Annotated in this window: 16 protein-coding genes and 3 pseudogenes; 11 read left to right on the plus strand and 8 right to left on the minus strand. The window is 42.0% G+C overall.

Annotation, left to right across the window (positions count from 1 at the left end):
* Positions 1 to 24: 24 nt before the first annotated feature.
* The 8 genes from pstS to B0X70_RS00945 all read left to right on the plus strand — a co-directional run bounded on the left by pstS (position 25) and on the right by B0X70_RS00945 (position 7,144).
* Positions 25 to 1,065 carry a phosphate ABC transporter substrate-binding protein PstS gene (gene pstS, locus B0X70_RS00910; RefSeq protein WP_040153394.1) on the plus strand — a complete coding sequence of 347 codons (1,041 nt, stop codon included), beginning with the start codon at positions 25 to 27 and terminating at the stop codon, positions 1,063 to 1,065.
* A gap of 148 nt (positions 1,066 to 1,213) precedes the next feature.
* Complete coding sequence (gene pstC, locus B0X70_RS00915; RefSeq protein WP_105397664.1) at positions 1,214 to 2,170, plus strand: phosphate ABC transporter permease PstC; 957 nt, start codon at positions 1,214 to 1,216, stop codon at positions 2,168 to 2,170.
* 1 nt (position 2,171) lies between these two features.
* Positions 2,172 to 3,056 (plus strand): phosphate ABC transporter permease PstA, encoded by an 885-nt coding sequence (gene pstA, locus B0X70_RS00920; protein WP_217470667.1) that lies wholly within the window; start codon positions 2,172 to 2,174, stop codon positions 3,054 to 3,056.
* Positions 3,057 to 3,082: 26 nt separating this feature from the next.
* Positions 3,083 to 3,859, plus strand: a complete 777-nt coding sequence (gene pstB, locus B0X70_RS00925) for a phosphate ABC transporter ATP-binding protein PstB (RefSeq protein ID WP_036813691.1) — start codon at positions 3,083 to 3,085, stop codon at positions 3,857 to 3,859.
* Positions 3,860 to 3,873: 14 nt separating this feature from the next.
* The gene (phoU, locus tag B0X70_RS00930; protein ID WP_036813694.1) at positions 3,874 to 4,593 is read left to right on the plus strand and encodes a phosphate signaling complex protein PhoU; all 720 of its coding nucleotides are present in this window, start codon (positions 3,874 to 3,876) and stop codon (positions 4,591 to 4,593) included.
* Between the two features lie 152 nt (positions 4,594 to 4,745).
* Complete coding sequence (locus B0X70_RS00935; protein WP_046396391.1) at positions 4,746 to 5,582, plus strand: ABC transporter substrate-binding protein; 837 nt, start codon at positions 4,746 to 4,748, stop codon at positions 5,580 to 5,582.
* Positions 5,583 to 5,661: 79 nt separating this feature from the next.
* Complete coding sequence (locus B0X70_RS00940; protein WP_036813699.1) at positions 5,662 to 6,399, plus strand: amino acid ABC transporter permease; 738 nt, start codon at positions 5,662 to 5,664, stop codon at positions 6,397 to 6,399.
* Between the two features lies 1 nt (position 6,400).
* The gene (locus tag B0X70_RS00945; protein ID WP_036813701.1) at positions 6,401 to 7,144 is read left to right on the plus strand and encodes an amino acid ABC transporter permease; all 744 of its coding nucleotides are present in this window, start codon (positions 6,401 to 6,403) and stop codon (positions 7,142 to 7,144) included.
* A 1,130-nt stretch (positions 7,145 to 8,274) separates the two neighbouring features.
* On the opposite strand, the gene B0X70_RS00950 is transcribed toward B0X70_RS00945, so the two are convergent.
* From B0X70_RS00950 to B0X70_RS00965, 5 genes and pseudogenes are all read right to left on the minus strand, one after another.
* A complete protein-coding gene (locus B0X70_RS00950) occupies positions 8,275 to 8,568 on the minus strand; it encodes a hypothetical protein (protein WP_235319498.1) in 294 nt (97 codons plus the stop codon).
* A pseudogene (locus tag B0X70_RS25690) lies at positions 8,531 to 9,007 on the minus strand (hypothetical protein); the annotation flags it as partial. The pseudogene B0X70_RS25690 and the gene B0X70_RS00950, both read right to left, overlap by 38 nt.
* Positions 9,008 to 9,063: 56 nt before the next feature.
* Positions 9,064 to 9,414 (minus strand): ribonuclease toxin immunity protein CdiI, encoded by a 351-nt coding sequence (gene cdiI / locus B0X70_RS00955; protein ID WP_217470668.1) that lies wholly within the window; start codon positions 9,412 to 9,414, stop codon positions 9,064 to 9,066.
* Positions 9,411 to 14,627 carry a DUF637 domain-containing protein gene (locus B0X70_RS00960; protein WP_217470669.1) on the minus strand — a complete coding sequence of 1,739 codons (5,217 nt, stop codon included), beginning with the start codon at positions 14,625 to 14,627 and terminating at the stop codon, positions 9,411 to 9,413. The genes cdiI and B0X70_RS00960 overlap by 4 nt, the downstream gene beginning before the upstream one ends.
* Positions 14,628 to 14,656: 29 nt before the next feature.
* Complete coding sequence (locus B0X70_RS00965; RefSeq protein WP_217470670.1) at positions 14,657 to 16,336, minus strand: ShlB/FhaC/HecB family hemolysin secretion/activation protein; 1,680 nt, start codon at positions 16,334 to 16,336, stop codon at positions 14,657 to 14,659.
* 249 nt (positions 16,337 to 16,585) lie between these two features.
* Here B0X70_RS00965 and B0X70_RS25555 point away from each other — a divergent pair.
* Positions 16,586 to 16,713 (plus strand): annotated as a pseudogene (locus tag B0X70_RS25555) (amino acid ABC transporter substrate-binding protein); the annotation flags it as partial.
* 55 nt (positions 16,714 to 16,768) lie between these two features.
* Here the strand turns inward: B0X70_RS25555 and B0X70_RS00970 are convergent.
* A complete protein-coding gene (locus B0X70_RS00970; RefSeq protein WP_217470671.1) occupies positions 16,769 to 18,232 on the minus strand; it encodes an ArnT family glycosyltransferase in 1,464 nt (487 codons plus the stop codon).
* A gap of 192 nt (positions 18,233 to 18,424) precedes the next feature.
* Between B0X70_RS00970 and yihI the strand changes: the two genes are divergently transcribed.
* On the plus strand, positions 18,425 to 18,934 hold the full coding sequence (gene yihI, locus B0X70_RS00975; protein WP_217470672.1) for a Der GTPase-activating protein YihI: 510 nt from the start codon (positions 18,425 to 18,427) through the stop codon (positions 18,932 to 18,934).
* A 193-nt stretch (positions 18,935 to 19,127) separates the two neighbouring features.
* Positions 19,128 to 20,501 carry an oxygen-independent coproporphyrinogen III oxidase gene (hemN, locus tag B0X70_RS00980; RefSeq protein ID WP_217470673.1) on the plus strand — a complete coding sequence of 458 codons (1,374 nt, stop codon included), beginning with the start codon at positions 19,128 to 19,130 and terminating at the stop codon, positions 20,499 to 20,501.
* A gap of 2,730 nt (positions 20,502 to 23,231) precedes the next feature.
* Here the strand turns inward: hemN and B0X70_RS00985 are convergent.
* Together B0X70_RS00985 and B0X70_RS00990 are read right to left on the minus strand one after the other, a co-directional pair.
* Positions 23,232 to 24,273: pseudogene (locus B0X70_RS00985) on the minus strand (filamentous hemagglutinin N-terminal domain-containing protein); the annotation flags it as partial.
* A gap of 29 nt (positions 24,274 to 24,302) precedes the next feature.
* Positions 24,303 to 25,982 carry a ShlB/FhaC/HecB family hemolysin secretion/activation protein gene (locus B0X70_RS00990; protein ID WP_217470674.1) on the minus strand — a complete coding sequence of 560 codons (1,680 nt, stop codon included), beginning with the start codon at positions 25,980 to 25,982 and terminating at the stop codon, positions 24,303 to 24,305.
* Between the last annotated feature and the right edge of the window lie 67 nt (positions 25,983 to 26,049).

Here is a 26,049-nt window from a genome sequence, read left to right on the forward strand (position 1 = left end):
CTCAATATCCCATTAGGAGGGATTATGAAACTGATGCGTACCACCGTAGCCGGCATAATGGCAGCGACGTTTTCTTTGACAACCTTGTCTGTATTTGCTGCCACTAGCTTAACCGGGGCAGGTGCGACATTTCCCGCACCGGTGTATGCCAAGTGGGCGGATTCTTATCAAAAAGAGACAGGTAATCAAGTCAATTATCAAGGCATCGGTTCTTCCGGCGGCGTAAAACAAATTCAGGCAAATACCGTTGATTTCGGTGCTTCCGATGCCCCTTTATCCGATGAAAAGTTAGCTGCTGATGATCTGTTTCAGTTCCCGACAGTCATCGGTGGGGTGGTACTGGCGGTCAATATCCCAGGGCTTAAGGCCGGAGAATTGACGCTGGATGGTAAAACGGTGGCTGATATTTATTTAGGTAGAGTGAGAAAGTGGAATGATCCAGCAATTACTCAATTGAATCCGGGAGTCAAACTACCGGAGCAAGATATTGCTGTGATACGTCGTGCTGACGGTTCCGGTACCTCCTTTGTATTTACTAGCTACCTCTCTAAAGTGAATAAAGAGTGGCAAGAAAAAGTTGGCGCCGGTTCCACCGTAAGCTGGCCTATTGGTTTAGGCGGTAAAGGTAATGATGGGGTTGCCGCGTTTGTTCAGCGTCTGACGGGTTCCATTGGTTATGTTGAATATGCTTACGCGAAACAGAATCATTTGGCTTATACCAAACTGGTATCTGCTAACGGTAACGTGGTTAGCCCGACAGAAGAGAGTTTCAGTGCCGCAGCGAAGAAAGCGGAATGGCATAAAACCTTTGCTCAGGATTTAACAAACCAACAAGGTGAAAATGCCTGGCCGATGACTTCCACCACATTTGTTCTGGTTCATAAACAGCAAAAAGATGCAGTGAAAGGGGCAGAAGTATTGAAATTCTTTGATTGGGCTTATGAGAAAGGCAGTAAACAGGCAAAGGATCTGGATTATGCCACTCTGCCCAAAGAGGTGATTGAGCAAGTTCGCGCCGCTTGGAAAACCCAGATAAAAGATAGCAATGGTAAAGCCCTGTATTAAGTCGTGTTGATAGTGATTGTTTTAACTGTCGATTGTTTTGAATATCGATCGCTTTAAAGATCGATCGTTTTAAATATCGATTAAATTTGTCGTTTTAATTTCTCCCTCCATTTAAGGAGGGAGTTAACCCCGAATGAGAATAAGCTCTATGGCCGAACAAAAAACGGCAATGAAAGCACCCAGTAAAAATGGCGATATTATTTTCGGCGCACTGGTTAGGCTAGCTGCGCTGATAACTTTATTTTTGTTAGGAGGCATCATTATCTCGCTGATTATTGCCTCCTGGCCTAGTATTCAGCAGTTTGGCATCTCTTTCCTCTGGCAGAAAGCGTGGGATGCCCCGGCAGAGCAATTTGGCGCCTTAATACCGATTTACGGTACGTTGGTGACTTCGCTGATTGCGTTGATTATCGCCGTGCCTGTCAGTTTTGGGATTGCTCTGTTCCTAACGGAACTGGCGCCTAACTGGCTGAAACGTCCGCTCGGTATTGCCATTGAGTTACTGGCCGCCATCCCAAGTATTGTGTATGGCATGTGGGGGTTGTTTGTTTTTGCGCCGCTATTTGCCGCCTATTTCCAGCAGCCTGTCGGCAATCTCCTCGGCAGTATGCCGATTGTGGGGGAATTATTCTCCGGCCCTGCCTTTGGTATCGGTATTTTGGCCGCAGGCGTCATTCTCGCTATCATGATTATTCCTTATATCGCCTCGGTTATGCGTGATGTTTTCGAACAAACGCCGGTGATGATGAAAGAATCCGCTTATGGTATCGGTTGTACGACTTGGGAAGTGATCTGGCACATCGTGTTGCCTTACACCCGAAATGGGGTAATTGGCGGTGTCATGTTGGGCCTTGGTCGTGCGTTGGGGGAAACGATGGCGGTGACTTTTATCATCGGTAATACCTACCAGCTCGACAGTTTTTCACTGTTTATGCCCGGTAACAGCATCACTTCTGCGCTGGCGAACGAATTCGCGGAAGCAGAGTCTGGTTTGCATACCGCAGCATTGATGGAACTCGGTCTGATTCTATTTGTAATCACCTTCATTGTGCTGGCGCTGTCGAAATTGATGATTATGCGTCTGGCGAAGAATGAGGGGCGCTGATATGGCAACCATAGATAGACAAAAGCCTACTGATGTAGATGTACGTAGCCGTAAACAGGCATGGCGTCGTCAAAAAAATCGCTTCGCGCTACTGTTATCAATGGCGACCATGCTGTTTGGCCTGTTCTGGCTGGTGTGGATTCTGTTTTCGACCGTCACCAAAGGTTTCGACGGCATGTCATTGGCGTTGTTCACCGAAATGACGCCACCACCGAATACGGAAGGCGGCGGTTTGGCAAATGCCATTGTCGGCAGTGGATTATTGATCCTGTGGGCGACGGTTATCGGTACGCCTCTGGGGATCATGGCGGGTATCTATTTGGCGGAATATGGTCGCCGCTCATGGCTGGCAGAGGTGATCCGCTTTATAAACGATATTTTGCTGTCAGCCCCTTCTATTGTTGTCGGTTTATTCGTTTACACTGTCGTTGTAACGAAAATGCAGCACTTTTCAGGTTGGGCGGGGGTGATTGCTTTGGCGTTGTTACAGGTGCCGATTGTGATCAGAACCACGGAAAACATGTTAAAACTGGTTCCTGATAGCCTGCGCGAAGCCGCTTATGCCTTAGGCACACCAAAGTGGAAGATGATTTCAGCCATTACGTTGAAAGCGTCGGTATCCGGCATTATCACCGGTGTACTGCTGGCTATTGCCCGAATTGCCGGAGAGACGGCGCCATTGCTGTTCACCTCCCTTTCCAATCAGTTCTGGAGTACTGATCTAGGCCAGCCAATTGCGAACTTACCGGTCACCATCTTTAAATTTGCCATGAGTCCATTCTCAGAATGGCAGCAACTGGCGTGGGCCGGCGTATTATTGATCACCCTGTGTGTATTGCTGATTAACATTGTGGCGCGTGTGCTGTTTGCCAAGAAAAAGCACTGACTGATATTTTCAACAGAGAGAAGTAAATGAGCATAGTTAATGATATCGCTAGCAGCAAAATTCAGGTCCACAATCTGAACTTTTACTATGGCAAATTTCACGCGCTGAAAAACATAACGTTGAATATTGCAAAGAATAAAGTGACTGCTTTTATCGGCCCGTCGGGTTGCGGTAAGTCTACGTTGTTACGGACGTTCAACAAAATGTATGAACTGTATGGTGAACAGCGGGCGGAAGGTGAAATTTTGCTGGATGGCAATAATATCCTGACTGATAAACAGGACGTGGCGCTGCTACGAGCCAAAGTTGGCATGGTATTCCAGAAACCAACGCCATTTCCGATGTCTATTTACGACAATATCGCGTTTGGAGTCCGTCTGTTTGAGAAACTCTCCAGAGCGGAAATGGATGAACGTGTTCAATGGGCTTTGACGAAAGCGGCATTATGGAATGAAACCCGGGATAAGCTATATCAGAGCGGATACAGTCTATCTGGCGGGCAACAGCAACGTTTGTGTATTGCGCGTGGCATTGCGATCCGTCCAGAAGTATTACTGTTGGATGAACCTTGTTCAGCCCTCGACCCGATCTCTACCGGTCGTATTGAAGAGTTGATCAGCGAATTGAAATCTGAATATACCGTGGTGATTGTGACGCATAATATGCAACAGGCCGCGCGTTGTTCAGACCACACTGCGTTTATGTACCTTGGTGAATTAATTGAATTTAGTGATACAGACACATTGTTTACCACACCAAAAATGAAACAAACGGAAGACTATATTACCGGTCGTTATGGTTGATTACGGGGCGTAACATGGACAATCTGAATCTCAATAAACATATTTCTGGTCAGTTTAACGCTGAACTGGCACATATCCGTACCGAACTGATGGCAATGGGTGGGCTGGTGGAGGAGCAACTCACCAAAGCGATTACCGCGATGCATAATCAGGATGCCGCATTGGCGCGTGAAGTGATTGAGGATGACCATAAGGTCAATATGATGGAAGTGGCGATTGATGAAGCGTGTGTTCGCATCATTGCTAAGCGCCAGCCAACGGCCAGTGATCTGCGGCTAATTATGTCAATCTCGAAAACCATTGCTGAGTTGGAAAGAATCGGCGATGTGGCAAATAAAATTTGCCAGACGGCACTTGAGAAATTCTCACATCAGCATCAACCCCTGTTGGTTAGCTTGGAATCCCTTGGCTGCCACACCATCCAGATGCTGCACGATGTTTTAGATGCTTTTGCCCGCATGGATGTGGAAGAAGCGATTCGTATCTATCATGAAGATAAAAAGGTGGATAAAGAGTATGAAGGTGTTGTCCGCCAGCTTATGACTTATATGATGGAAGATCCCCGAACCATCCCAAGTGTACTGACCGTCCTGCTTTGTGCCCGTTCTATCGAACGGATTGGCGATCGTTGTCAGAACATTTGTGAATTCATTTTCTACTATGTTAAAGGGCAGGATTTCCGGCATGTAGGTGGTGATGAACTGGAAAAGCTGTTGACGAAAGATAACGAGTAACTTGCTGACAATGCTGGTATTATTGCCAGCATTTTTTTGTCTAATAATTCTTAATAGTTATAAATATAGTTATTTATATTATTTCATGCACTATAGTGAAATTGATAGCTTGTGATGATTAATAAAGAATTAATTACCGTCAGGGGTGTTTAATGAAATCTCGTATTCTTATTACGACGTTATTGGCTGGGTTAGCACTGGTTACTGGTGCTGCAAAGGCGGATAAACTGGATGATATTAAAAAAGCCGGCACAGTGCGGATCGCTGTTTTCGACAGTAACCCGCCGTTTGGTTTTATTGATCCGCAGACCAAAAAACTGGCGGGTTATGATGTGGATATCGCAAACGCGATTGCCAATGATCTGGGTGTTAAATTAGAGCTGCGTCCGACTAACCCGGCAAACCGTTTACCTCTGTTGGCATCAAAGAAAGTTGACTTGATTGCCGCCAACTTTACCGTCACTGATGAGCGTGCAAAACAGGTTGATTTCTCAATTCCTTACTTTGCCACCGGGCAAAAATTTATTGCCCGTAAAGGTGTTTTAAAATCGCCCGAAGACATTAAAAACTTACGTATCGGCGCTGATAAAGGAACAGTACAGGAAATTACACTGCGCGAGCATTATCCGACAGCCAAAGTGATCTCGTATGACGACACGCCTCTGGCATTTGCTGCGCTACGTAACGGCAATGTGCAAGCCATCACGCAGGATGATGCCAAGTTAGTCGGTCTATTGGCTAATGTACCGGAAGCCCAAAAAGCCGAGTTTGAGATCTCTCCTTTTAGCATCACCCGTGAATATCAGGCAGTGGCTGCGGCGAAAGGACAAGAGCGCTTGGTTGAGGCGGTGAATCAAACTTTGCTGAAACTGGAAAAAGAGGGTGAAGCCGCGGAAATTTATAACCGTTGGTTTGGCCCGGAAACCAAATCCGCCCAACCGCGAGGTGACTTTAAGTTTGCGCCGTTGGAGCAGCAAACAGAGTCCTAATAAGTGATAAACCCTTGGTAACTAGCCTCGCCTGTTGTTGCGGGGCTTTGTCATTGGTAATACCTGGTAATCGTAAGATATGTTTGAGTTATTTGTTACAGAACAGTTGCTTGCTCCCCAATATTTGGGGTGGCTTTGGCAAGGTTTCCTGATTACGCTGTGGATATCCGCTTGTACCGTTGTAGCTTCCACCTTGCTAGGGTTTGCACTGGCTGCTGCCCGTGATAGCCAACTGAAAATTCTCCGTTGGTCGGTAACTGCTTACACCACGCTATTTCGCAATACGCCTTTGCTGGTGCAACTGTTTTTCTGGTATTTCGCCTCAGGGCAAATACTGCCGCAAGAGGTGATGCTTTGGCTGAACACGCCTCATGAAATTAATTTGTTAGGTCTATCATTGGTCTGGCCTTCATTCGAATTCCTGGCTGGATTTATTGGCTTAACCCTCTATTCAGCACCATTTGTAGCGGAGGAGCTACGTGCTGGTATTCAGGGGGTAGGGCGTGGGCAAAAGTATGCAGCTCATGCATTGGGACTTACCGGCTGGCAGGCAATGCGTTATGTGGTGTTGCCGCAAGCGTTGAAGATCGCAACGCCGCCATTGCTGGGACAATATATGAACATTGTGAAAAACTCGTCACTGACAATGGCAATTGGCGTGGCTGAATTGTCATATGCTTCCCGTCAAGTAGAAACCGAAACATTGAAAACGTTTGAAGCATTCGGTGTGGCGACGGTGCTGTATATCGCCACCATTGCCGTCATGGAAGGTTGGGGGCAATGGCGTCAACAACAAGCTATAGCGAGAGGACATTAAAATGGATTTTTCAGTCATTGTGGAAAACTGGCGCTATCTACTGTTAGGTACGTTTCCTGATGGTCCTCTTGAAGGGGCGGCGTTGACAGTGGTTATTAGCCTGATGGCTGGGGCGATTTCAATTGTATTGGGTACGGTTGCCGGTATTGCTTTGGCAATGCTGAAAGGCTTCTGGGTTAACCTGTTAGCGGCAGTGTTGGGCTTTTTCCGGGCAATTCCCGTCATTATGTTGATTTTCTGGACTTACTTCCTGTTGCCGGTGATGCTTGGTATGGAAATTCCAGAAATTACCACGGTGGTTTGCGCTCTGGCGTTGATCACATCGGCTTACTTGGCTCATGGGGTGAAAGCGGGGATTATTGCGATTGGCGCCGGTCAGTGGCAAGCAGGGCTATCATTAGGTTTCAACCGCTGGCAGGTGCTTTGGTACATTGTGTTGCCACAAGCATTGCGTATGATGGTGCCTTCCTTTATTAATCAGTGGATTGCGCTGATAAAAGATACCTCTTTGGCTTATATCGTTGGCGTGGCGGAACTGTCATTTCTGGCGACTCAGGTTAATAACCGCAGCATGGTTTACCCGACAGAAGTCTTTTTATTTGTCGCGTTAATTTATTTCGTGATGTGTTTGGCACTGGAATTGACAGCAAACTATCTTGTTCGTCGCTTCACTCTACAACGTAGGAAAATATCTCTTTTCCGTTTCTGGCGGAAAGAAAAATTAGTCTTGGCTCCCCAATGTTAGTTTTTCTCTTTACTTAATTATCTAAGATATAATCTCCCTATTTTAACGATAGGGAGATTGTTAATGTTAATTTATTCGCCGGTTAAAAACATTATTAAAGTCGGCTCATTTTTTTAAATATATTGTTTGATTATCTGATTCACATTTTCATCCGTCTTTTTACGGATAAAAAAGAATTAATAAAGTCAGTTTTTTCTCATTTTTCACTAATGGTTTTATAGTAGTCAGGTTTTGAACTGTTATGAAAAGCCATTATTTTAACCTTTGGTTTTAATCAGCATCAGGTTTTAATCGGGTTTTTACCACTATTAATATCTGATTTTTATTAATTTTAATCATCATGGGATATTGTGTTTTACATTTAAATAGCCTCGCTTTTTATCTTTATAAATCAACTGGTAAATAGCTTGATGATATAAAGAAACCCCTTTATTATCTTTCGGATAACTCCCTCTCTTCGGGGCTTAAATACTGCAAGATTAACCGTTTTTTCCCGTTTTTTATTATGTTATTTTTATGGCTGGCTTCGTAAAGTAACGCAGAGAGTGTTGAAGCATCAATTTGTGTGGATGATGTTATTTTTGTTGTGATTTCTTTTCAATTCTTTGTTAACGGTTAATGGAGTTCGATTAAATGCAATTAACTGTCATTTTAAAAAATCACACTTATAGTTAAATCTAAATCTTAAATAAAAAATTTAATATTTCTGTATTTGTGCTTTTAAATGGTGGTGGTAGTCTAGGTAAATGTGACATTAACTGAGGTAATAACCTCCGATACATGCATTAAACATCGCTGTGAATAGGAGGGGTAATCACTCTTCACCTTTTAAAAATCTGACATTAATGAGGAATATGCTTTTTGGCTAATCACCGGAAAAAGCAGCTTGCGATCGCTAAAAAAGGGAAAACCAGTAAAAAGAGAAAGTGAATCTTTGTTGTTTAAAAAACTCTGCCATATTATCAACAGCACCTTTATTAGGTTGATAAGGTTGTTTATTCTTCCTAATAATCAACCGACTGGCTGATATGATGGGCTATAAATTCCCCGTGTTAGCATATTGCTAACACGGGAGGATAATCATTCCATTGATAAGAGAGCACACAGATCCATTTGCAAGTTCTTAAATTTTACAAATATTCTTTAGGTATATTTGATATCTGCTCCTCTAGCGACCAATCTTCTGGCTTGGATTTTTCAGAGTTCCATTTTGCGCCTTTATCCAACCATTTGGATCTGTAATTCTTTAATGCTGCTAAAGTAGCGTCTTCGTAGCCAAACTCCACACCACAGCAGTCACAGATATCAAATGTTGGTGAGTCACCATCTGCACCCCACGGAGGATCTAACTGTTCTGCGCCACACACACGGCATACATACAATCTATTATTTTTGTGCATTGAAGTAATCCAAATTTGTTTCATATCCATGATCTACTGGATTTGGTTTAAACATTGTTTTCGGGACGCCATCCACATTTTTTACTGCAAAAATATTTGTTTTTGGATTGTAATACAAGGTATCACCATTAGCTCGGGTTTTGATTAAAGTTTCTTTTGGAGGATTTTTAATAAAGTCATGGGTGGCTTCGACATATTGTTTTGAATTTTGATATTCAGGGAATTCATTTTTATGTTTATCCCAGTGACCATAAGCATTTGCTACAGGTTCTTTTTTCTTTGTTTCCGTCCATATCTGAGTTTCTTTCGTTTTGCTTGAACCTACTGTGTTGCCAACATTACGGTTCTTCCCAACAATCGAAGCAACTGAAGCTTTACCGCCGATAGCACCACCAATACCGGCAGATTCTACTGCCTCTTTGGCTATTAGTGCACCTTTTTCCTAGGTGGGCAACGAGTCATATGATTGTTCAAACGTTAAGAAAAGATCCCAGCTTTTGGTACTGGGATCTTTCTGGTTTAAGGGAGTTGAGCAAGTAAGGATTTTACTTGCTCTGTATCTTCTGGATGTAATTGAAGATATTTCTCACAGGCTAGTTTTACATACTCAAAGCAAGTAGATTCGGGAACTATGATTTCACCTTCCCATACCCCGAACATTACTCCTTCGAAATGATATTCAGGATCAGGATCATCTAAGTTTGGGAAAGTACAATAGGTTTCATTAACTCCACACCCGTCCTTTTTTAGAACAAGCGGTAAAGCCCATAGAAATTCACCTTGGGAGTATATAGAATTAAAAAACTCCTTCATAATCCACTTAGAATCATTATCATAATCTATTTTTTCGAAAAGACGTTTATTACTCATTGTGTCACCGGGAAAAAGTTAGTAACTGCACCTGTTTTTTGATCTAAATAAACTTGAAACTTCACACCACCTGCGGTTGATTCATATTCTCGTAGACCTTGAGAAACTGCATTTTTATAACCATTAGAAACAGCCTGCTGTCCAAGATCTAACATTTTTTGGTCGGAAAAAACGTTTGGATCATATACTGTTTTCTTGAATATTTGGTTTTTGTAGCCAATAACATTTCCGGTTCTATCTTTTGCTGGTATTTGATACTCAATTTGCGTAATGCCTTTAACACTGCTTGGTGTCTGGTTAACAATTTTAATTCCATTTTCAGATGCCGCTTGATTGAAAGCATTAGCATTATGTGTACCACTTATCCCTTTTTTAGATATTCCATCAAATGTGGCTAAGTGATTTTTCTGGTTAATATTAAAATGAATTCCTTCTGGGTAAGTAGTCGTTCCCTTTCCAGCTGTGCCCTTATTCGGCTGATAAGGTTGTTTATTCTTCCCAATAATCGAAGCAACCGAGGCCTTACCGCCGATAGCACCACCAATACCAGCAGATTCTACCGCTTCTTTGGCTATCAGTGCACCTTTTTCCCAGGCAGGCAACGAGTTATACAACAGCCCTAAATCGTTCTGATTTTCTGTCGTCACAAACTGGCTGATACGGTGGGTATCTTCTTCTGACAGGCCGAACATCCATCTCAGACCACTGATGGCATCCGCTGTTTTTGTTCCACCTTCCATTTCGGCCTGATAGGTCAGTGTGCATAACCCACCATTCCCGGCACAGGCAGACAACATTTCTGCCCGTTGCGCGGCGCTCAGTTTGTTGTATTTGTTCCAGATTGCTTCGGTAGGCGTTCCTTGCTTATTGGCTTCCTGTAGCTCTCTGACCAGATTGTAGGCATTCATGGAGTTCAGGTGGTTAAAGAGAATAACAATTTCTCCGGCATTAGCCCCACTGTTAGCGCCTTTGGCGCTGTTGGTCGCAATGGCGCCTGCGACGCTGCCGATGATTTTTCCGCCCGCCTGAATTTTCATTGGATCATTGAATGTTTTATCCAATGTTATCGCGGCCAGTTCTGCCGCTAATGCCCCGGCAGCAGCCCCTTTGGCATCACCGCCGCCAATTTCCGCAGCAAGGGCAGAAACCGCCGCATGGCTGATAGCTTTTCCGGGTAAACCTAACACCTGACCGTTTTTTCCAATCAACCCGGCACCTTCGGCGTTAATCTGGTTGCCAATATTGGCAAGTAATGCGGTGGTGAAGTTGTCCTTGAAACTACCGCCATTAATGGCTGTACCCAGGCTGGAACTGATAATGGATTGACCTGCGATCCGTTGAGCCACTTTGCTCCAGTCGCCATTGCTCAGTTTAGGTAATGCCGCTTTTGCCGGGTTAATTTGAGCGCCATTGGCGGCTTTATCCCATCCCATGACGTTATCAAAACCCGCCAGTGCGCCACCAATCGCCATCGATGTGAGGGTTGATTTTACTATCTCACTGTTTCCCATATCCTTAAGGGTTTTCGATAGGTTTCCTTTATTATTAATAAGTTTAACCGCTGCTGTAGAAGCTAGAGATGAGATACCCGCAGAAACTGCGCCGTATGTGGCGGTACTCACTGTTGTCGCAGTTGCAGCACTGGCCCCGGCTGTGGTAGCGGCGCCACTGGCTGCACCCGCGGCACCATTGGCTGCTGCTACAGTTACCCCGGCCCCGGCTGTGACTACAGCAACGGAGATAGCGATAACAGCAGAAACGACAGGATTTAAATGCTGGCTCTTATGATCCCAATTCTCATAAGCATCCTGAACTTCATTCCAGTTTACATCTTGACGCTTGCTTAACTGTTTTAACCAAGCTGTTTCAGAAGTGTTGCCAAGAGTAGCCAATACCGCCTGTAAGGATTGTCCTTTCTGTGTTTTGATATCAGCACTGATTCCATTTGCGGCCTCAATCGTTAATTTTCCACCAATGTGAACCGAAGGCAGCACCCATGTTTCTGCACGATGACCACTATCTCTGTTCTTAATGAAAAATCCTTTAGACTGGCTAATGGTTTGTTCAAAAGAACTATCTTTAACTGCTTTAAAGTTTATTTTTCCATGTGTACTGGTCAGTCTGGCATTTTTATTTGTTTCAATCTTGCTGGCTTCATAAGTACTGTCATCTCGGCTGAGTAAATTAATATCGCCATCAGCAATAAATTCAGTCACTTTATTGGTGACTGAATGGTGAGTGGTAGTTGAAGTCTTCTTTTTACCATACCACTTACGTTTAGTGCTGGAGGTGGTATATTCAGTCACATCTTCTTGTGCTTGTGCATAAAGATAACCCCCTTTAGCGGCAATATCTATTACACCTTTGGCTAAAAGTTTAGTTGCTTGAAATAAAAGACCTTCTCCGGTAAGAATGGTTAAATTTTTACCGCTATCTAGTCTGGCTTCTTTATGGGTAATAGATGATCTGGAGTTCGTGTTTTCAGTATCTACAGCGGATTTAAGGTATGTATATCCACCAGAAGTGAGGGTCATATCACCCTTGGAAAGTAAACTTGAACCTTCTAACTTTATATTATTATTAGCTATTAAATTTAACTTATTCCCTGCATTAACAGAGGTAATATGGCTTATTCTTCCTTCTCTCATCATAGCGCCTACATTACCATAAGCAGCAGATAAATTTAGATCTCCACCAGAATTCATCAATATGTTTTCTGTTGCATTCAATGCAGAGTTGGTTACATTCAAATCTTTCCCCGTCGATATAGAGATACTATTAGCGGTAATAGGAACTCCCCATAATTTAGAATCTTGAGTAGAGTTTAATATAACGTCTTTTCCTGCGATGAGTTTTATATCACCAATATCTAGATTTATACCACCATTAATGGATATGGATTCGGATGAGTCTATACTGGTTCTACTTCTGTTTATTTTAATATCTCTGGCAGCAGTTAAATTCGTGTTTTTGTTTTTTGTGAAATAATTGATGAAATTTAAATTTAAGTTTGTTCCTGAATAAAATGTTAAATCTCCTGATGAGTTTATTATATTACTTCGATCATCAATATCAGGCCCGATACTAAATCTTGTAGATTTATAAGCGAATATGCCTGAATTTTTGCTTATTAATGAAACATTATGTCCTTTTAATACCGTTGATAAAATATTAATGGCATCTGGAAATAATAATTTACCCCAAGATTCATACGGTGCTTTATAATAGGTTGAAAGTATAGATAAATCACCTGATTTAGATATGATTTTAGAATCGGTAAGTTCGACAAAATTAGCATCTGATGAGATAATGTTTATATCTTTTTCAGCATTTAATCGTGATGATTTTAATGTAAATCCATTTGCATTTAATATAAGATTATTTTTAACTTTGATATCATCAGTTTCTGCATTTAATAAATTTAATGTTTTTTCTTTCCAGCCAGGTGTAATCGGCGTATTCAACTCATTTTCATTAATAAGTTCCTTATTTGACGTAATTTTAACCTCGCCAAGAAAATCAATAACTAAATTCCTTCCAGAAGATAGCATTGTCTTATCTGTGAATGGGTCAATTTTTTTCTCATTAGAAGGATTACTTCGAATAAGATTCCAATCTTGCTGTTTTATATCTGCGTTATTTCTATCTAATACATGTATTTCTCTGTCGTTTTCCTGCCTATTTCTGTATTTATAGTATGGATTATTAAATACAGGATGCGAACTATTTACTATAAAATGTGGGTAGGTATTTCCATTATCATTATATAGATTTTCAGTATTTATAAATTTAGTACTTATAAAATGACTTCCAGTCAGAAATACATCATTATTTCCATGTATTTCACTGTTTATATTTAATAAATTATCACTATTTATATATAAATTTCCTCCAGATGAAATTAAACTGCTATCATAATTTTCTATAAAGAACCAATTTCTCTTGTCACTGAGATCATCAATATTACTAAAGTCAAGAAAATCGTTTTTTTCAGGTTTAATATTAGAAAGGAGATAAAGATCTCTTATATTGAGCATCTTATGAGATCTGGCAACTAAATCGCCTTTATTAGTCTTTATAGTGGCAGATCTATTTTCAATAAGATGACTTTTATCTCCTTGTGCATCTTTCTGTATCCACATATTATTGTTGGCTTGTAGTAACGCTTTATTACCGCTATTACGCACGGTATCGCCAAATATTCGCATATCCCGGCCAGCAGTTACACTGCCTTTATTATCCAGTGTGGTATTTGCCAGAGTAATATCTCTTCCCGCTTGCACATTAATATTGGGCGCAATACGGGTTTCTTTGCCAACAATATTCAGGTCTGTTTTAGCGTTAATATTTCCCAATTCAATTTTACCATTGGCGTTTAAGGTAATATCACGCTGGTTACTGGTTAACTCTTTTAAATTCACGCCAACGCCATCTTCAGTGGCAACCAGTCGGATTTTATTGGCGTACATGCCGCCTAACGCTTTGGTATCAACGGCTAATTGAGGTTTAGTGCCTTCTCCAGCGACAGGTTTAACTGTGCCATCTTTTAAGCTGATCCGGTTAGCGCCTTGTGTCAGAGACAGGTTATTCGCCTGAATTTTTCCATTTAATTCCGTTGCCCGGCTGATAATATCGACATAATCTGTCGCTTTGCCATCTAACCCTTTGCTACCAATGATGATTTGGCCTTTTGTTACTTTCAGGGCTTCAAGTGCACCTTGTTTATCAAATTGGGGTTTACCCGTGGTCAGTGTTGCGCTCGAAGTATTAATAAAACCACAGCCATCACAAGTAATGCCATTAGGGTTAGCAATCATCACATTGGCTTTATTGCCAAAAATCTCCAACTGGCCTTGCAGGTTAGATCGTCCGCTGCCGGTCACTTCATTGATAATCAGTTCCGCCGCTTTTCCGTGCAAATTAGGGTTAGCGTTAAGTTGGCCTGCCAGTTGTGATTTAGCCGCTTGCGTGGCGTTATTGAGAACGGCGCCTTGAGTGGCGACATTGAACTCTTTATAGATGTTGTGGGATATTCCCGCATTATTCGGCGTGGCGATATTGACAACCGGGATATTGCCCTGGTTTTGTACCTGAGTATGGTTATTGTCCGGTGTTATTCCCGCGGCAATCGCCGGGTGTAGCGGCTGAATTGCGGTAAGGTAAATTAAAAGATAACTCGTGACTCTCGCCACCGAGTTGTTGCGTTTATTCATCGCATTTTCCCTTTTGTTTAATTTAAGTGTTACAAAGTGAGTGATATTGACCAATAAGTGACCCAGTGATCCGGTTTTAGGTGATCAGGGTGAATGAGGGGTTTCCCAATAGTGATGGTCTGGTTGAATCCCGGGTGAGTCAGTGATAAGCCCAGAGCCGCCCCGGTGACATTGCCGCCCTCGATTTGTCCGGTTTTTTTCTGTAGCCAGCCGGTATCCAGCGCTCCGGTTAAAGCGAGTTCCCCCAGAATAGGAAGCTCTGATACCCGCCAGTTCAGCTCGTTGCGCCAATATCCGCCGCGGTTGCCGGTGAGATATTGCTCTTTGAATCCCCGAACGGAATATTGCCCGCCCAGCGAGAGACGTTCGCTGGCGTAAAGGTTGTCTGGCGTGGTCTGGCCGTAAATCGATGAGAGGTAATAAACGGAGTCTGTGACCGGCATGAAATAGCTGGCGCTCAGACTGAATTTACGAAATTGACTACGTGGCGCATCTGGAAAATGTGGATCATCTTTGGTGGCGCCAAATGCTTGTAAACCGTGGCTCACTGTCGGGTTAAAAGTGACATAGCTCCCCGCCAGCACGGTGCTGTAATTAACGCCAAGATTGATGATGCTCAGTGTCGGGCTGCTGATGGATAATGTTTCTTCTGCCAGTAAATTGGTGGTCCGACGGCGTGTCAGCCCCATATCCAATGCCAGTTTCTGTTTTCCATCACGATATAGCGTCCGGTTTACTGCCAGCCGGTGAGTCTGGCTGTCGCCTGTGTAGCGATAGGTTTGTGAACCCGTCGGGATATTTTGAAAAGAATCATTCCATGCATATTGATAACTGAATAACCAGTAACCATAAGGAACCGTCACATTGGTGGAGAGGCTGCGGCTTTGATGGCTATTGCGGAAGTCACTGTTGTGGCTGGCAGATAATGACCACTGGTCTGCAAGGTGTAATGGATTATCCAGATTCACGCTGGTATTGATTTGCCCGACGCCGGTACTTTTTTGACCACTATTATCCGCTCCCAAACTGGCACTAATGGGTAAGCGAATCGATGTTCGTTTTAAAATAACTGCGGAATAACCCGATTGTTTTCCCGGCTGAATATCAATGGTCACTTGTTGAGACGGCAGGCGATTTAAACGCTCCATGCCTTGTTCAATATCTCGCAGGTTAAGCGTTTTACCCACTATGCTCGGAAAAGCCATTTTCAACGAGAGAGGTGTTTCACCGTCCAGGCTGACTGATTCAACTTTGCCTTCATTGACCGTAATAATAAGAACGCCGGAGGATAAATCCTGTGCTCTGAGTTCGGCCCGGGAAGTGACATAACCCCGTTCAATATAGGCATGAGTGGTTTTTCGCACCAATGCATTAATGTCCTGCAAAGATAAGCAGTGGGATAAATAAGGGTGGGTTAAGTGCTGTTTGACTGATCGAGGCAGGCTTTTTGCACCGTCAAATTCAATCCGGTGAATGGTGTGGCAGATAGATTCTGCTGTACTCGGCGCCACATCGGGTAATGGAGATAAGGTGATGCTGTTGCGCAGCGTTTCCCGTTGCTGCCGGGCTTGTTGCAGCAATGCTTTTTGTTGTTGCGTGATCGCTTCTTGAGCCGCAGGGTTGATCGGTGTTGAAGCATGGGCTAGTTCAGAGATTGCTAGCAGCATAAGCCCTGTTAGGCTTCGGTGATAAAGAAAACGGCTTCCCATAGATAATCTTGATAGTTTAATAATAACATAATTAAACTATTCTAATGTGGTATTATTTTCTTGTCTGGAAGAGATAGTATAAAATGTGATCGAGATCGGTTATTTAATCCTGCTAATGGGGAATCTGATATATTAAATTCCGAAAAGTGGCGACAGGGATGGAGATATCATCTCCTTACTCCAACCCGAGTTCTTTTAACTTCTGTGTAATAGTATTGCGTTTCCGACCTGACAATCGTGCAGTATCAGCGCGAGCATTATCCGACAGCCAAAGTGATCTCTTATGACGACACATCTCTGGCCTTTGCTGCGCTACGTAACGGTAATGTACAAGCCATCACGCAGGATGTGCTAAATTAGTCGGCCTGTTGGCTAATAGCGTATGAAGAGTTGAAAGCCTGTTAAGATCAGGCTTTCAATTTGCAGAGAAAACTACTGATATTTTTCCGGTGACACAAAACCTACACAGACTATTGTTGGCTTAGTTTCAGGTTCGGGCTGGAAAAGGAATTCTTCCGTGCTATTTATTCTTAATTTTGACCAGTCTTGCAAAACACTGTGAAAATCTTCTTGCTCGCAGGTTTTTCCCTTTGCGCCTACCAGAATAGCGCCGTCACGTGCAATATCGCTTTCCTTAACATGGCGGTTGTAGATATTCGGCGCCTGTTCTTCCAGCGTCCAAGGTTGGATCGTTTCTGGCTGACTTGGTGCGTAGACAGTCAGCCACTGATGCAAGTATTCGCCTCCGACATAATGGAGCGGAGTTGGATAGAGTTGATGCCAGCGTTGTTCCAGTTGCCGGGAAAAGTCTTTGATGCCTTCGAATTTATGGCCCGCGCCGCGAATATTGGTTGCCATAATCAACACATATCCCATCGCAATCAATATTGCGACGATAATCAGCCCTCTCAGAGTATTGCGTAATGATTTCTGTGGAAAACGGGTAATTGAACCCACCAACAGCGCTGATGAAACAGACATAAAGGGATGCAGCCATTCTGTCATTCTTCCCCCTTTATTGAATGAGAACCAGCAGTAGATAATCAGTAATGGCAACAGAATAACAATGTTTACCAGTCGGTTCGGTTGTTCCTTCGGCCAGCTAATACGGCCGCCAAGCTGATAAATAATCATGCCAACGATAATCAGTGGATAAAATACTGATAATAGCGATCGGGTGGTATGTAGATTAAATCCGCTATCTATTTGTGAATCTACCCATTTGAATGCGGCAAAATCATTGTGCCACAACCACCAGAAGTTAGGCAGGACCAGCATAAACCAGATAACCAAGGCGATATAAAGCGCGGGTTGGCGGTAACATTGGCGAACTTTAGGTACAAATAGCGTCAACAGAAAAACCGAGCCAACCAATGCCAATGTGGAATATTTTCCCATTGTCGCCAGCCCGGAACTGAGAGCAAATGCCAGCCACCAACGTGGATTCTCATACACGGCTCGCAGAAAGAACAACATAATCCACGGCCAGAGCATAATTAGCAGATAATTATCGTTATATGGGATGATATCGAAGTTAATAATACCGGACAGGTTCAATGTCAGCATGGCGAGCCATGCCAGCTCTTTTTTCCCTGTCAGCCGAAATGCCAGGTGCCATACACCGAGCATGCCAATCGCGATAGCGGTAAAGTGAATGAAATACCAGTAAAAACTCAATGAAACACCGCTTATATGGATAGCAGGCAGCATCATTACACCAACTAACCACGGATTTTTAGGTGAACCCCATTCGCCGTTTTTCCCCCAATTCAATGCTTCGACGGCATCATAAGGCACGGTTGGATCGAATGAATAACTCACTATCATCCATAACAAAGCATAACTAACTACCCACAAGTAAACGGATTTATAACAAGAAGTATCAAAAATAGGCATATCGATTGATCATTTATTGAAGGTTAAGATTAATAGGATATTCGTTGGTGATTAAACCATGCATGAATGATAAGAGATTTTGGCTATATTTTTTTAAAGATAAAGAGCTATTCGCGGCGCTTTTCTATACGTGCGGTTTCTGTTAGATTCCGGCGCAGCAATACCCTGATAAACCAAATTGAGTAACAGGCTATGAACTCGTTAAAGAAAAAAGCACCAGCCAAAGCATCTGCTGGTAAACAGAAAAGAAAAAGTCGCGAAGAATTAAATGCGGAAGGGCGTGCACGTAAGCGTGAGAAAAAACATCGTGGCAATTCGCCCGGTAATCGCTATCAGGAGCAAAGTGGTGATAAACATCAGTCAGGTAAGCAGCAACGTGATCCACGTCTTGGCAGTAAAGTACCTGTTCCGCTGATTGTTGGGGAACAACCGACAAAACCTGTCGTTGCTAATAAAGTTGAGACAAAACCACTTTTGTCGCCACAGCAAGAATTAGCCATGTTGGAAAATGACGATCGTCTGGATGCATTGCTGGAACGTCTGGAAAATGGCGAAAGTCTGTCTAAAGAAGAGCATGACTATATTGATACCACGCTAGATCGAATTGACGCTCTGATGGAAGAGTTGGGGATTCAACTGGATGAGGAAGAGAACGAAGAAGAGCGGCAGGATGACATTATGCAACTGCTGAAAGGTAAATAATTTAATCTCCCATGATCAAAGGTGGATTAACCCTAATAACCATACTAATAGTATGTTATTTGCTATGGTTATTGGGTAAACTATGGCGATTATCGCGGCGTAAAACCCGGCTGCGCAGCGTCACAACAGCGCAACATATTAAGCATATGAAAGCGTTACGTTTTGGTGGGCAAAAACATCGGAAGGAATAAGCATGTCTGAGCAAGCCATCGTTTGGGATCTGCCTTTGATCCAGAAGTACAATTATTCCGGTCCCCGTTACACTTCATATCCGACGGCATTGGAATTTAATCAACAGTATGATAATGCGGCATTTATCCAGGCTGCTACCCGTTACCCTGAACGACAGCTTTCTCTCTACCTCCATATCCCGTTTTGCCATAAGCTCTGTTATTTCTGCGGTTGTAATAAATTGGTCACCCGTCAAAAGCATAAAGCGGATGAATATTTGCAATGGCTTGAACGGGAAATTCATGATCGGGCAAAGTTGTTTTCTGATCGTAAAGTGAGTCAGATGCATTGGGGCGGTGGTACGCCAACTTATCTTAATAAAAACCAAATCAGTAAATTGACGGGATTGTTGCGCCAACATTTTGATTTTCTGCCCGATGCTGAAATTTCTATTGAAATTGATCCGCGTGAAATTGAACTGGATATGATTGATCACCTGCGCGGTGAAGGTTTTAACCGTCTGAGCATGGGGGTGCAGGATTTCAATAAAGAAGTACAGCGTCTGGTGAATCGTGAACAGAATGAAGAGTTTATCTTTGCTTTGGTTGCCCGTGCTCGCGAAACGGGTTTTCATTCCACCAGTATTGATCTGATCTATGGTTTGCCGAAACAGACGCCAGAAAGTTTTGCTTTCACTCTGGAGCGAGTATTAGCGTTATCACCGGACAGAATGAGTATTTTCAATTATGCTCATTTGCCGAATTTATTTGCCGCTCAACGTAAAATTAAGGAACATGATTTACCGAGCGCTGAGCAAAAGCTGGATATATTGCAAGAAACAATCGCAACGTTGACAAACAATGGCTATCAGTTTATCGGCATGGACCATTTTGCTCGCCCGGATGACGAACTGGCGGTAGCTCAGCGAGAAGGGAAATTACATCGCAATTTTCAGGGTTATACCACTCAGGAAGAGTGTGACCTGCTGGGTTTAGGTGTTTCTGCTATCAGTATGTTGGGCGATAGCTATTGCCAAAATCAAAAAGAGTTAAAAACCTATTATGCGGAATTAGAAAAACAGGGGCATGCCTTATGGCGTGGTTTAACGCTGTCCCAAGATGATTGTATTCGCCGTGATGTTATTAAAGCGCTAATTTGTCATTTCCGTTTAAATTTTGCCGATATTGAGCAGCAATATGGGCTGAGTTTTACCCACTATTTCGCAGAAGATTTGCAATTATTAACGCCACTGGTTGAAGATGGACTGGTTGAAATGAATGAGAAACAGATCTGGGTAACGCCACGAGGTCGGTTACTGATTCGTAATATCTGTATGTGTTTTGATATTTATTTGCGCCAACAGGTTCGCCAGCGTCAGTTTTCAAGGGTGATTTGATTATTCAGAGGGGGGGTTAAGTAAAAAGGTTTTAACCTCTTTTAAAATCTTTTTATTTTACATGTGAATATCCCGTTTTATGGTTTTCACTTAACCTCGTTTACCTAATATATATTTAAATAAAGTGGTTAATTCATTAAATAAAAAACAGTGTTAAGTTTATTAGTTTTATTAAAGGCGATCATGAAATCAGTAAGGAATGACAAAATAGTTTATAAAAATAACAATATAAATCGATTTTAGAGCTAAATCAAATCGTAGAAAAGCAATTAGATTGGATGGGTTAAGACAGTGTAAAATCAGGTTAAATTTGGTCTGGGTATTTAAGGGGTTGTGATTTTTCATAATAAATACAACATATAATGCTGAAAACAACTTGGCTTGTATTCTATTCAATCATTTATTGGCGGATTTTGTTATGCCGATTTTTTATCATCGATGATTTAACTGGTTTATGGAAAAGTTTATTCGCCGGTTGAAAACGTTATTAAAGTCGGTTCATTTTTTAAATATATTTCCTGATTATCTGATTTATATTTTTATTTATCTTTTTTTCCGAGGGATAAAGCATTAACAAAGCTAGTTTTTTCTCATTTTTCACTGATAGTTTTATAGTGGTTAGGTTTTAAACTGTTATGAAAAGCCATTGTTTTAACCTCTGGTTTTAATCGGTATAAGGTTTTAACCGGGTTTTTACCACTTTTAACATCTGATTTTTATTAATTTTAATCATCATGGGATATTGTATTTCACATTTAACTAACCTTAATCAGGCTCGCATTTTATCTCTAACTGATGTTGTTTTACCGGCAATCCTGAGTGGTTTTAATAAGTCACTACCCTTTATTTTATCTTTATAAATCAATTAGTAAATAGCTCTCTAATGTAGAGATACCCTTTTTATGCTTTTTCGGATAATTCCCTTTTTTCAGGGCTTAAATACTGAAAAATTAACTGTTTTAACTGTTTTAACTGTTTTAACTGTTTTAACTGTTTTAACTGTTTTAACTGTTTTAACTGTTTTAACTGTTTTAACTGTTTTAACTGTTTTAACTGTTTTTTATTGTATTGTTTTTATGGCTGGCCTCGTAAAATAATGGAGAGGTAGCATTTAAATATTAATTTTATCTGATGATATTATTTTTTTGCTGATTTCTTTTCAACTTTTGTTAACGGTTAATGGACTGTGATTAAATACAATTAACTGTCATTTTGAAAAATTATACTTATGTTAAAGTAGAATCTTAAATAAAAATTTTAATCTCTCTATATTCATGTTTTCAAATGGTTATGGTAGGTAAATGTAACATTAACTTGAGGTATAACCTCCGGTAAATACATTAAACATAGCAGTGAATAGGTGGTGTTTAGTCACTATGTACCTTTTAAGAATCTGACATTAATGGGGGGTATGTTTTTTTATCCTTAGCGGGTTAATCATCGAAAAAAAACAGCTTTTGATCGCCAAAACAGGAAAGGCAGTAAAAAGAAAAAGTGAACCCTGTTAAAAAGATGGTAAAGCTGTAAAGAGATTATCATTCCGAGGGTTTTCTTGCTTTTTAGTTAAAAACTCATTTAATGAATGATCTTTTTAAACCGTTTTAGTAAATCTAATGGTTTTTTCCGTTTCCTGAACCGTATTTAAACTTTCCGATTTTCATTAATATTGAATATCACATCAGATTTATTTTTTCTGAGAAAAATCAATCTGATGTGTTATATTTCAGGCTTTTGGTGAGTACGCAATAAGCTAAAACAACAATAACCGGCCAAATAAGTATAAGGACCGAAATCCATAATGACCAATGCCATACATTTACCACCAAAACTAAGCTACATATAAAAATAGCAATAATAAGAGGCAAAAACTTAACAAGTAGACAAAAAACGTAAAGAGATGCTATAACAGCGGCCACTTTTGCTGGAATCTCCCACAATCCAAAGTAATCACGGAAAACATAAAAATTGATCGACAATACTTGCATCATCCCAACGAAAAGAGAGTAAAACAAAATAATCGCAAAAATAATCCGGCACCACTTCATCATCTTAAACCAACCTTATAATTACTAGTCTGAATATAAATCACAACAGAGGTTGTGATTTTTTTAAATTAAGTTTTTGCTCACTTAATGAGGCAATAACAGTAGCTTGAAATATCGCGTATTTCTTTGAATATTTTTTATTGTGCGATACAGATACACAAAACACCTCCATATTCGGTCAGAGTTAAATCGCTACATACTCCTTGCTTTGGTTGTGTGTCCTACATTCTCAATTAGGTATATCAGGATTTCTGAGGTTACTGAGTTTCCCCTTATCAAGAAGCGCTATTTTTTCAGATACGCTCTGTTCACTTGGACAAAATTGTCGTTTTCAATTGGGGGGTGATAGATACTGCTCAATCTTGCCTTTTGTCGATTCTATTATCTCGATTGATCGTAAATTAATCACGTTTGATACTGGTTTTATCAGATATAATACAGCCAGTCAATCGGTTATAACGATCTCTGTTCTATATCGAGGGTTTTACTGCTTGAATCTCAGCGCTGGCTTTGTTAATCAATTTGGAGATTTTGCTAAATTGCCTTTTATTACGAACAGGCGGGGGAACAAACTGCTGAGAGATGAGTTTTACCTGATAACCGTGTTTGCTGATGTAACGGACGATGAAATTCCCTATGTTAGCGTACTGCTAACATAGGGAGAGTGGTCATTTTATTAACGAGAAAGTGGGGATTTATCGCCGCTATTAAGCACGGTATCACCAAATATCAGCAGTCACGATGCTTTTATTATCCAGTGTGGTAGTTTTCAGGTTAATACTCTGATCTGCTTGTATTTTAATATTTTGAGCAAGACGGATTTCTTCGCCAATAATATTCAGGTCCGTTTTAGCCTTAATATTTCCCAGTTCAATTTCGCCGTTGGCGTTTAACGTAATATCACTCTGGTTACTGGTTAACTCTTCCAGATTAACGCCAACGCCATCTTCAGTTGCAACCAGTCGGATTTTATTGGCGTACATGCCGCCTAATGCTTTGGTGTCAACGGCTAATTGAGGTTTAGTATCTTCTTCAGCGACAGGTTTAACTGTGCCATCTTTTAAGCTGATCCGGTTAGCGCCTTGCGTCAGAGACAGGTTATTGGCCTGAATTCTTCCATTTAATTCAACTGTTCGGCTGATAATATCGACATAATCCGTCGCCTCGCCATCTAACCCTTTTCCACCAATGGTGATTTGGCCTTTTTCAACCTCCAATGCTTCCAACGCGCCCTGTTTATCGAATTGAGGTTTACCCGTGGTCAGTGTTGCATTTGAAGTATTAATAAAACCACAGCCATCACAAGTAATACCATTAGGGTTGGCAATTATCACATTGGCTTTATTGCCGAAAATCTCCAATTGGCCTTGCAGATTAGATAGTCCGCTGCCGGTCACTTCATTAATAATCAGTTCTGCTGCTTTGCCATGCAGATTAGGGTTAGCGTTAAGTTGTCCTGCCAGTTGCGATTCAGCTGCTTGGATGGCGTTATTAAGAACGGCGCCTTGAGTGTCGATATTGAATTCTTTATAAGTATTGTGAGATATCCCCATATCGTTCGGCGTGGCAATATTGACAACTGGAACGTTGCCCTGGTTTTGTACCTGAGTCTGGTTATTATCCGGCGTTATTCCATCGGCAATCGCCGAGTGTAACGGCTGAATTGTAGTAAGGTAAATTAAAAGATAACTCGTGCTTCTTGCCACAGAGTTTTTGCGTTTATTCATCTTATTATCCCTTTTTCTTAATTTAAGTGTTACAAAGTGAGTGATACTGACCAATAAGCGGCCCAGTGATCCGGCCTTAGATGATCAGGGTGAATGAGGGGTTTCCCAATAGTGATGGTCTGGTTGAATCCCGGGTGAGTCAGTGTTAAGCCGAGAGCCGTTCCAGTAACATTGCCGCCTTCGATTTGTCCGGTTTTCTTTTGTAACCAGCCAGTATCCAGCGCTCCGGTTAACGCGAGTTCGCCTAAGATAGGAAGCTCTGATATCCGCCAGTTCAACTCGTTGCGCCAATATCCTCCGCGGTTGCCGGTAAGATATTGCTCTTTGAATCCCCGAACGGAATATTGTCCGCCCAGAGAGAGACGTTCGCTGGCGTAAAGGTTGTCTGGCGTGGTCTGGCCGTAAATTGATGAGAGGTAATAAACGGAGCCTGTGACAGGCATGAAATAGCTGGCGCTCAGACTGAATTTGCGAAATTGACTGCGTGGCGCATCTGGAAAACGTGGATCATCTTTGGTGGCGCCAAATGCTGGTAAACCGTGACTCACCATCGAGTTAAAAGTGACATAGCTCCCCGCCAGCACGGTGCTGTAATTAACGCCAAGATTGATGATGCTTAGTATCGGGCTGCTGATGGATAATGTTTCTTCTGCCAGTAAATTGGTGGTCTGACGGCGTGTCAGCCCCATATCCAATGCTAGTTTCTGTTTTCCATCACGATATAACGTTCGGTTGACTGCCAGCCGGTGAGTCAGGCTGTCACCTGTGTAACGATAGGTTTGTGAATCCGTCGGGATACTCTGAAAAGAATCATTCCATGCATATTGATAACTGAATAACCAGTAACCATAAGGAACCGTCACATTGGCAGAGAGGCTGCGGCTTTGATGGCTATTGCGGAAGTCACTGTTACGGCTGGCGGATAATGACCACCGGTCCGCAAGGTGTAATGGATTATCCAGATTCACGCTGGCATTGATTTGCCCGGCGCCGGTACTTTTTTGACCGCTGTTATCCGCTCCCAAACTGGCGCTAACGGGTAAGCGAATCGATGTTCGTTTTAAGATAATCGCGGAATAACCCAATTCTTTTCCCGGCTGAATATCAATGGTCACTTGTTGAGACGGCAGGCGGTTTAAACGTTCCATGCCTTGTTCAATATCTCGCAGGTTAAGCGTTTTACCCACTATGCTCGGAAAAGCCATTTTCAACGAGAGAGGGGTTTCACCGTCCAAACTGACTGATTCAACTTTGCCTTCATTGACCGTAATCATGAGAATACCGGAGGATAAATCCTGTGCTCTGAGTCTGGCTCGGGAAGTGATATAACCCCGTTCAATATAGGCATGAGTGGTTTTTCGTACCAATGCATTAATGTCCTGCAAAGATAAGCAGTGGGATAAATAAGGGTGGGTTAAGTGCTCTTTGACTGATCGAGGCAGGCTTTTTGCGCCGTCAAATTCAATCCGGTGAATGGTGTGGCAGATAGATTCCACGGTACTCGGCGCTACATCGGGTGATGGCGGTAAGGTGATGTTGTTGCGCAGTGTTTCCCGTTGCTGTTGGGCTTGTTGCAGCAATGCTTTTTGTTGTTGCATGATCGTTTCTTGAGCCGCAGGGCTGATCGGTGTTGAAGCATAGACCAGCTTGGAGATTGCCAGCAGGATAAGCCCTGTCAGGTTTCGGTAATAAAGAAAACGACTTCCCATAAGTGATTTTGATGATTAAATAATTTGATTATTAAACTATTTTAATGAGTTATTGTTTTCTTGTCTG

It is taken from the genome of Photorhabdus akhurstii, assembly GCF_019090985.1.
In the GTDB taxonomy this organism is placed as follows: Bacteria; Pseudomonadota; Gammaproteobacteria; order Enterobacterales; family Enterobacteriaceae; genus Photorhabdus; species Photorhabdus akhurstii.

What these genes read in the sequence shown, in the direction of transcription:
- phoU (WP_036813694.1), top strand. Translation starts at nt 3,874, where the DNA reads ATGGACAATCTGAATCTCAATAAACATATTTCTGGTCAGTTTAACGCT.
- hemN (WP_217470673.1), top strand. Translation starts at nt 19,128, where the DNA reads ATGTCTGAGCAAGCCATCGTTTGGGATCTGCCTTTGATCCAGAAGTAC.
- B0X70_RS00945 (WP_036813701.1), top strand. Translation starts at nt 6,401, where the DNA reads ATGGATTTTTCAGTCATTGTGGAAAACTGGCGCTATCTACTGTTAGGT.
- cdiI (WP_217470668.1), bottom strand. Translation starts at nt 9,414, where the DNA reads ATGAGTAATAAACGTCTTTTCGAAAAAATAGATTATGATAATGATTCT.
- B0X70_RS00965 (WP_217470670.1), bottom strand. Translation starts at nt 16,336, where the DNA reads ATGGGAAGCCGTTTTCTTTATCACCGAAGCCTAACAGGGCTTATGCTG.
- B0X70_RS00935 (WP_046396391.1), top strand. Translation starts at nt 4,746, where the DNA reads ATGAAATCTCGTATTCTTATTACGACGTTATTGGCTGGGTTAGCACTG.
- B0X70_RS00940 (WP_036813699.1), top strand. Translation starts at nt 5,662, where the DNA reads ATGTTTGAGTTATTTGTTACAGAACAGTTGCTTGCTCCCCAATATTTG.
- pstC (WP_105397664.1), top strand. Translation starts at nt 1,214, where the DNA reads ATGGCCGAACAAAAAACGGCAATGAAAGCACCCAGTAAAAATGGCGAT.
- B0X70_RS00950 (WP_235319498.1), bottom strand. Translation starts at nt 8,568, where the DNA reads ATGAAACAAATTTGGATTACTTCAATGCACAAAAATAATAGATTGTAT.
- yihI (WP_217470672.1), top strand. Translation starts at nt 18,425, where the DNA reads ATGAACTCGTTAAAGAAAAAAGCACCAGCCAAAGCATCTGCTGGTAAA.
- B0X70_RS00970 (WP_217470671.1), bottom strand. Translation starts at nt 18,232, where the DNA reads ATGCCTATTTTTGATACTTCTTGTTATAAATCCGTTTACTTGTGGGTA.
- B0X70_RS00990 (WP_217470674.1), bottom strand. Translation starts at nt 25,982, where the DNA reads ATGGGAAGTCGTTTTCTTTATTACCGAAACCTGACAGGGCTTATCCTG.
- pstB (WP_036813691.1), top strand. Translation starts at nt 3,083, where the DNA reads ATGAGCATAGTTAATGATATCGCTAGCAGCAAAATTCAGGTCCACAAT.
- B0X70_RS00960 (WP_217470669.1), bottom strand. Translation starts at nt 14,627, where the DNA reads ATGAATAAACGCAACAACTCGGTGGCGAGAGTCACGAGTTATCTTTTA.
- pstA (WP_217470667.1), top strand. Translation starts at nt 2,172, where the DNA reads ATGGCAACCATAGATAGACAAAAGCCTACTGATGTAGATGTACGTAGC.
- pstS (WP_040153394.1), top strand. Translation starts at nt 25, where the DNA reads ATGAAACTGATGCGTACCACCGTAGCCGGCATAATGGCAGCGACGTTT.